The sequence below is a fragment of the Aeromonas sp. MR7 genome (assembly GCF_963899385.1).
In the GTDB taxonomy this organism is placed as follows: Bacteria; Pseudomonadota; Gammaproteobacteria; order Enterobacterales; family Aeromonadaceae; genus Aeromonas; species Aeromonas bestiarum.
In genome coordinates this window covers 20,122-27,446 of record NZ_CAWQXH010000015.1, presented here as the reverse complement: position 1 = coordinate 27,446, position 7,325 = coordinate 20,122, and the positions used below count along the sequence as shown (strand labels likewise).

Here is a 7,325-nt window from a genome sequence, read left to right as displayed (position 1 = left end):
TGAGCTGATAGCGGGTACGGCGAAAGCCGCTGTCCCCTTGCGCAAAATCACTCACGACCCCGCACACCCGTCGCTGCAGCTCGCCGTTGTACCACACCAGCAGTTCGCACGGCTGGTCCAGCACGGCGCCGAAGTTGACGTCGGGCTCTGGGCTCGCCAATTCCAATCGCAGCTGGAAAGGCCCGTTCAGCGCCTCTTCCAGAGCAAACTCGGCTACCACGAAGGTGCTCTCGGGCAAGGCCCCCACCTTGACGGTAAATTGTAATCCTGTGCTGTCTGCCATAACGCTGTTCCTTATCCTGCCAGTCCGCTTCCCGAGCCAATCACAACGCCACCGCAACCTATGGCGGTGCCTGTCACAGCGATAGGCTTGCCGTTGACCAAGACGGAGCCAACGCCCCCCGAGATGCTGCGCGGATGGGGAGGATTGTTGGGCTTGACGTGAGGGGCCAGCGGATCGCCCTGCCGGGCCACCGGCTTGCCATCGAGGAAAACATCGGGGCTGGCGGCAATCACGGGGGATGGGTGAAACCCATCGTGATCGGTGCCAATGTCACCGAGCAATGCAATAGAAGGGCACATATGAATTCTCCGTGTGGGCAAGGGGGTCGCCGTCGGGGCTCCCGCCATGGCGCAGGCTCACCATCATGAGCCGGGACGCAGATACAGCAGGGGTAGCAACCCAGCAGCCTCCATGCCATGACTGAACGAGCATTAATCACGTTTAAAATCAGTGAATTGCGATGACGACTCACACAGTTTGGCTGCGTTTCTGCAACGAATTGCGCAAGGCAGGGCAAGCGACACGGCAAACCTTGCTCTGCCAGTCAAATTTGCTGCCGCTTGCGCAACTCATTGCTCGATGCAGCATGATCAACTGCCGGCAGCGCCCTGCTGCAACTGATAGAGCCGGATATTGAGCGCTTTCAGGTCATTTTCCAGACTCTTCAATTCGGCGGCCGTGATGGGCTCCAGGGAGGCTTTTCTCGCCTCCAGTTCGCTGAGGCGCAGGCTGAACGGGATGTTCTGCATCAGGTTCTTCTGCACCTCGTAGAGCTGGGATTTGAGGTAGGAGATGGTCACCGTCTTGCGTTGGCGCTCCAGCTCAAGCAGCTGATCGAGCAGGGCATCCACCCCGGCACGGGCATCCAGATAGGTGGGCACGCTGATGGCGTCCCCCTGCTGGCCGACCAGCGCGCTCTGCCACTGCTTGTCGAGCGCCTTGACCGCCAGCGAGTCGGGATAGAGCATCTGCAACGAGTTGCGCAGTCCCTCGCCGTAGCGATACCAGTAGAGCGGTGACGTCTGCTCCAGCCGGGCAAGCTGGCTCTGATAACGGGCCACCAGATCGCTCTCCATGCTCTGCAGGGTCTGCTCCCCCAGCACTATGCGTGCCTGGCGAATGTCGTCATAACTGAGTGCTCGCGGCAGCTCGGCGGCCGGCTGCACCAGACGCTGGGCCGCCACTGTCTTCTCCTGCTGCTGATGTTGCCAGCCAAGCCAGCCCATGACCGGCAGGGTGCAGCTGAGCAGGCCGCAGCCAAACCAGAACCAGGCGGGCCGCTGCTTGCGGTGCTGTTCAATCTTGAGCACGGTCGGCTTCATCTGTCCCTTCTCGCGCCCCACCAGAATGCTGCCCTGTGGCAGGTGCGGGGTCGCAGCCCCGGCAGAGGCGCCGTGATCGCTCTCCATGTCGGATTTGAAGAACACCATGGGCGGGATCTGCAGATCCTCCTTGAGGCCGGGCTCGTCGGAGACGATGACGATCTCGGTCTCATCGAACAGATGGGTGTAGCCCTCGATGAAGTGCACCAGATTCTCGACCCGGGGAATGCGGCTTAAGCCCGCGTTGTGCAGCTTCTCGCTGATGAGTTGCAGCGCCCGCTCGCAGCGATAGATCAGCCGCTTGTCTTCGTGGCTGATCTGGTACTGGCGAATGACATCGCTGATGCGGGCGATGAACCAGTCCAGCATCTCGATGCGGGCCCGCTCCTGATGCACCGGCGGCCAGAAACTCTCCCACTGGGTCACGATCAGGTTGGCGAGAAACTCGCAGCCTTCGGTGAAGCCGCTCAGTCCCTGCAAGCGAGAGCGCGCTAGGGTGAAGTAGATGGCGGTCTGCAGATCCACCCCGTGCTTTTCGAAGATAAGGCTGGCGAGCTGATGGATCTTGCGCCAGTCCACCTCGGGGCGTGAGGCGTGGCTAAGCTTGTTGATTTCGGCCCGCAGCGCCTCGTATTCCGGCAGCATCCTGGGGTCGCGCCCCACTTTCAGCGCCTGCTGACCTTGTTGATTCTGTGACATATCGGCTTCCAAAATGCGGGGGGCACAGTGTCCCCCCGACATGATCAATAGAGGGATTCAGGCAATCTGAACTGGCTGAACAGGCCGCCGGTGAAGGGGTTCTGCGCGCTGTCGGTATAGACGCGATAGGTCATGGAACCCTGATCCACCGGGAAGCGCACATCGAAGGTGGCCTCATTGACCTGAGTCAGCTCCCCCTTGTCCATCAGGCGGAACATGGCCCAGGGGCCGACAAAGCCTTCGCTGCGCGGTGACCGCTCGCGGGCGGCCGGCACCAGGGTGATCTTGCTCTCGGCCCCGTCACGCATGGTGTTGGGCCACACCAGCGGGATCTTGGTACGGCGGCCATGGGCGTACTCCAGCAACTGGCCATCCAGGTTCAGCACGCTGCGTCGCTTGTTGGCGGTGAGCTCGATGGGCTCGAGGGCGAACTGCACCTCCAGGTTGCCCTGCTGGCTGAAGAAGATCTGGCGGATGCGGGCGGCTCTGTCCAGCTGCTTGACCAGCTCGGCCTGCATGGGCGAGCTGAACTCGCCCTCCATCAGGCCGCTCTCCACCATGGGTTTGAGGTTGACCTGATAGAAGCTGTCCAGGGTGCCGCCCGGTGCAAAGAAGCGCTCCATCTCGGAGAGCGGCACGTCCTTGGCTGAGCCCGGATCGAACGGATAGCGACCGGCTAGCTGGCTGTTGAAGGGGGCCAGTACCTTGTCCTGCCACTCCTGATTGAGGGAGGACATGGCCAAGTCGATCACCAGCCGCGAGCTCTGCTCGGAGAGCTGACCCACCCAGCGATCCAGCGGAGCGGGCAGGCTGCGGGCATATTGCTGCAGGGCAAACACGGGATCGGCGTACTTGTTGGTCAGACGCAGCTGCACCGCCTTGAGGGCCGACTGGCCAGGCTCGGTCGCGTTGACGATGAGCTCCAGATAGTGCTGCAACTCCACCAGTTTCTGGTTGACCTCCTGAATGAGCGGCCCCTGCTCACCACGGCCAGCCAATGCTCCATTAGTGGCCATAAAGGGACGCCCGATGCGGGCCGTGATGGCCTGGGCCGGGTCCCCTTCCACATCGGAGATCTTGCGAATGCGGGTGTTGTCATCCAAAGAGGCCAGCACCCGCTGGAACGGCTGATCGTTGCCCGTGATGGCAGAGAGCACGTCGAGCGCCTGCTCCGGGCTCTCCAGGGTCTGCACGTCCAGGTTGGTCAACAGTTTTTGCCACTGGTTGACGTAGTCGGTGACATAGCGATCGTTGACCTGACGGGCGATCTCCTTGCGATCGGCCTCGCTCAGCTGGCTCAGCTTGCGCTGGCCCAGCACCCAGGCATCCATGGCGGTGAGATCGATCAGCGCCTTGTCCTGTTTGAGGAAGAAGTCGTTGAAACCGGGCCAGGTCAGCAGCCGCGGCACCTGACCTGCGTTGTCGCTGCGCAGGGCAAACACTGTGTCGAAGGTGGGACCCACCTCGTCGCGCACGTTGAGATCCGGCGGCAGCACGTCATTCGCCTTCACTACCAGGTTTTGATACACCCGCTGATACATGGGCAGCTTGCCAAGCTCGCGCTGGGCGCCGTAGACAGGCTCCTTGAACGGTATGAAGGCGGTGATGGCGGCCGGATCCCGGGCGGCCCGGGCACCATGCCAGTCGGTGTGGTCGAGGGCGTAATCCAGGTGCCCCATCAGTTGCTCCTGCACAGCCCCCTGCCCCGGGAAGGCCTGCTGCCAGCGACTGGCCATGTACTGCGCCACCAGCTCCTTGTTGCGACCCGACGCATCGTCCAGCATCCGCATCACCCGCAGTATGGAGAGCTTCTCCTCACTGCCGGCCGGTGCCTGCTCGAGATCTACCAGCAGCCCCTGCATCTGGGCCGGCAGGAAGCGCAGGCTCAGCAGTTGCAGATAGGAGCCTTCCACATAAGGGCCAATCTCGTCTCCCTGATAGAGGCCCAGATCGGCCACCAGCGGGGTGCGTTCACGGTAGTTGCCAAAGGAGAGGGTCGCCTCGCGGATGAGGTTCAGACGCGGCAGCTGGCTCACCCCGAAGGCGTGGGCATCGGCCACCTCGTTGGTCTCCATGAAGGCCTGGGCCTTGGTCAATACGTTGCGGCCAGCCTCCTCGTTGACCCGGTAGAAGTAGTGCCAACCGCCGATAAGCGCCGCCGAGAAGAGCGACAGGCAGCTCAGGCCGATGGCCATGCGGCGACGGCGATAGAGGGTATGCAACCGGTTCTCCCCGGCCAGATGGGCCTCGGGGAAGATGATGGTGGAGAAGAGCTTGCGCACGAAATAGGTGTTGGACTCCCCGCGCAGGGCCGAGTAAATGGGCTCTGGCAGGTTGTAGCGACGGGACGCCGCCTGGGCAAACGCATCGAACGGTACCCCCTGCTGATAGACGGAGCTGATGTAGACGCCGCGTACCAGCAGCGGTTTGCTCTCCTCGATGGCCAGGGTCTCGTCGAGCAGGCTGGTCACGTAATCCTTCAATCCCGCCAGTTGACGCACGAACGAGAACAGCGCGTTGCGCTGGGCGGCATCGAGTCGGGCCAGCATCAGCTCGGGCAGGTTCTGGTTGAGGTTGTCCACCCACTGGTCCCAGAACAGGGCCAGCTCCTGCTGCCAGGATTTGCCCTGGCTGTCGCCCGGGTTGAAGGTCACCCCCAGCACGGCCTCGCGGGCCTCCTTGTCGAGCTGCTCATACACCACATCAAAACCGCGCAGCAAGTCGAGCTTGGTGAAGGTGACATAGAGCGGCAGCCGGGTGTTCATGGTGGCCGACACCTCCTGCAGGCGGGAGCGCATCAGCTGGGCATAGGCCTTGCGCTCGGCCACGCTGGCATGGGAGAGCCAGGCCAGATCCACGGTCAGCACCAGGCCGTTGAGAGGCTGGCGGCGACGGTGTTCGTTGAGCCAGTTCAGCAGGTGCAGCCAGAGCCGCTCATGCTTGCGCGCCTGCGGATCCAGCTCAGGCTCGGATTGGGACAAGAGCTCGCCGGCAGGATCCAGCATCACCGCCTGCTCCCCCAGCCAGCAGTCGACAAGCTGATCCTGCGCCACGTCCCGCAGTTCGGTGTCGAGCCTGGGGTTGAGCTTGTTGGCCGGGTTGGCGCGGTGAATAAGGCTGCTCTTGCCGCTGCCGGGCAGCCCCAGCACCAGATACCAGGGCATGGCGTAGAGTGCCCCCTTGCCCAGATGAGTGTTCAACGCTTGCAGCCAGCGATCCAGGAACAGCGCCTGCTTGTCGATGAGCCCCTTGACCGGATCCTGCTCCAGCACCACCTCGTGCTGACGCTCGGCCTTGAGTTGCTGCATCTTGCGCCAGACGCGCCAGGAGAGGACTCCCAGCATCAGCCAGAGCCAGAGCAGGGTGAATACCACCCGCCCCCACAGCGGCTCGAACGGCTTGGCGCCACGGATCTCGATACTGGGCCCCAGCCACCACACCAGGATGAGGGCGACGACCCAGAGCACCACACAGAGCAGGGGCCAGGAGGGTTTCAGTTTCGGCAGCTGTTGCCGCAGAAAGGTAAAGATGGTTTTGAACATAAAATGTGATCCAACTCCGACTCAATGACTCATTTCGGCACTTATTTCGACAACGGGGCCGCCTGGCTTTCCAGGCGACTGACCAGCCCGGGCTCCCAGTGCGACAACCCCAGGCGACTCGCCTCTTGCCACAAGTGTTGATAGTGCTGGCGCGCAAGCGCCTCCATGCCTTCCTGCGCCAACAGCTCCGCCTGCACCAACTGGGCATGGAAGCGGGCTCTTGGCTCTTTCAACTGCGTCATCCTTTCATCCAGCAGGGTGAGGGCCGCGGCCACCCCTTGCTCCCCATGACGCAAGGCCACCTCTTCGGCCAGGCTGGACTCCCCGTCGCCCCCACCACCCAGCTTGGCTGGCTGCAACCAGCGGCTGCACTCGGGAGGCAGAAACGGGCTGCCATCGCTGAAGGCGAGATCCCGCAAGGCCGGCAAGCGCTGCAAGAAACCGTCGAGTTCCTGCGCTATGGCCTGGGCCACGGCGCCAAATCCCAGCTTCTGCGCCACCTCGGCCGAGAGCCTATGCCCCTCGAACCAGTAGGGCGCCAGGGTCAGGCTCTGTTCGATGCGCTGCCAGAGCGCCAGATCCGGCGCGGCCCGCTCCAGTGTGGCCAGGGCGGCGCGGTACTCATCCACCATGTCCGTCGACATGGGGGCCAACTGGGTTTTATGGCCCTGGGCGCTCATGGGCGGTGTGGTGATGCCGGCCCAGATGGCGTGACGGCGCAGGCGATAGCCCACCGCCGCCTCCGGCTGGCGCTCGATCAAGAGCTCCGCCACCTTGAGCTGGGTCTGTCGCCAAGCCCTGTCATTGGAGCTGTCGATCTCGATGCCAGATCCCTTGGCGCTGCCACTGAGCAACATGGAGCCCGCCATGCTGGCCGCCGTGGCCACGGGCGCGCCGCTCTCTGGTTTGGCATCGGCCTGGGCTTGCGCCACCTGCTGGCGCTGGGCCCGCTTCAGCCCCATCAACAGGGGATCGAGCAACTCGCCCTTGTCCGGGCACTGGGCCCGCCAGCAAGCCTCAAGCTGCTCGGCCTGGGCCAGCAACTGGACCAGCTCGGCCGCCGAGGCACTTTCACTCACCCGCGGCAGGGCCCCCTCGAAGCGCTTGACGATCTGCACCATCAAGCGCTGCTTCTGGCTGGCATTGCCGGGCCAGGCCAGCAGCCAATAAGCCTGGATCCAGGCTTCCAGCAAACTGAGCGCGGCCCCCAGAGGGGTTGCCTTGGCCGGATGTTGCAGGCAGCGCAGCAACTGGGCCAGCACCCGCATGTCCTTGGTGCGGCTCTCCAGCAGGCCGAGGCACGCCTCGGCCACCGCATTGAGATCGACCTGGCTGTGGGCGAGGGATCCCAGCTTGACCAGCTCGGTCTCCACATAATCCCAGCGCGGCTCGTCGGCCAGCACGGCGCTTCTCATCTGTTCATCCGGCAAACTGGTGAGCAGCCGGGCGCACCAGGGGTGTTGATAGCTCATGGCGCCC

General features: G+C 63.4%; 5 protein-coding genes. All 5 read right to left on the bottom strand.

The annotated features are described in order from the left end of the window. Positions 1-283: contractile injection system protein, VgrG/Pvc8 family (locus AACW87_RS11605; RefSeq protein ID WP_277606896.1), on the bottom strand; the 283-nt coding region annotated here is incomplete at its 3' end. Positions 284-294: 11 nt separating this feature from the next. Further along, complete coding sequence (locus AACW87_RS11600; RefSeq protein ID WP_241326800.1) at positions 295-582, bottom strand: type VI secretion system PAAR protein; 288 nt, start codon at positions 580-582, stop codon at positions 295-297. A 291-nt stretch (positions 583-873) separates the two neighbouring features. Next, complete coding sequence (locus AACW87_RS11595) at positions 874-2,304, bottom strand: VasL domain-containing protein (RefSeq protein WP_241326799.1); 1,431 nt, start codon at positions 2,302-2,304, stop codon at positions 874-876. 44 nt (positions 2,305-2,348) lie between these two features. Beyond that, entirely contained in the window at positions 2,349-5,846 is a 3,498-nt protein-coding gene (gene tssM, locus AACW87_RS11590) for a type VI secretion system membrane subunit TssM (RefSeq protein WP_241326798.1), read from the bottom strand. Between the two features lie 41 nt (positions 5,847-5,887). Beyond that, positions 5,888-7,318, bottom strand: a complete 1,431-nt coding sequence (gene tssA, locus AACW87_RS11585) for a type VI secretion system protein TssA (protein ID WP_241326797.1) — start codon at positions 7,316-7,318, stop codon at positions 5,888-5,890. Positions 7,319-7,325: the final 7 nt, after the last annotated feature.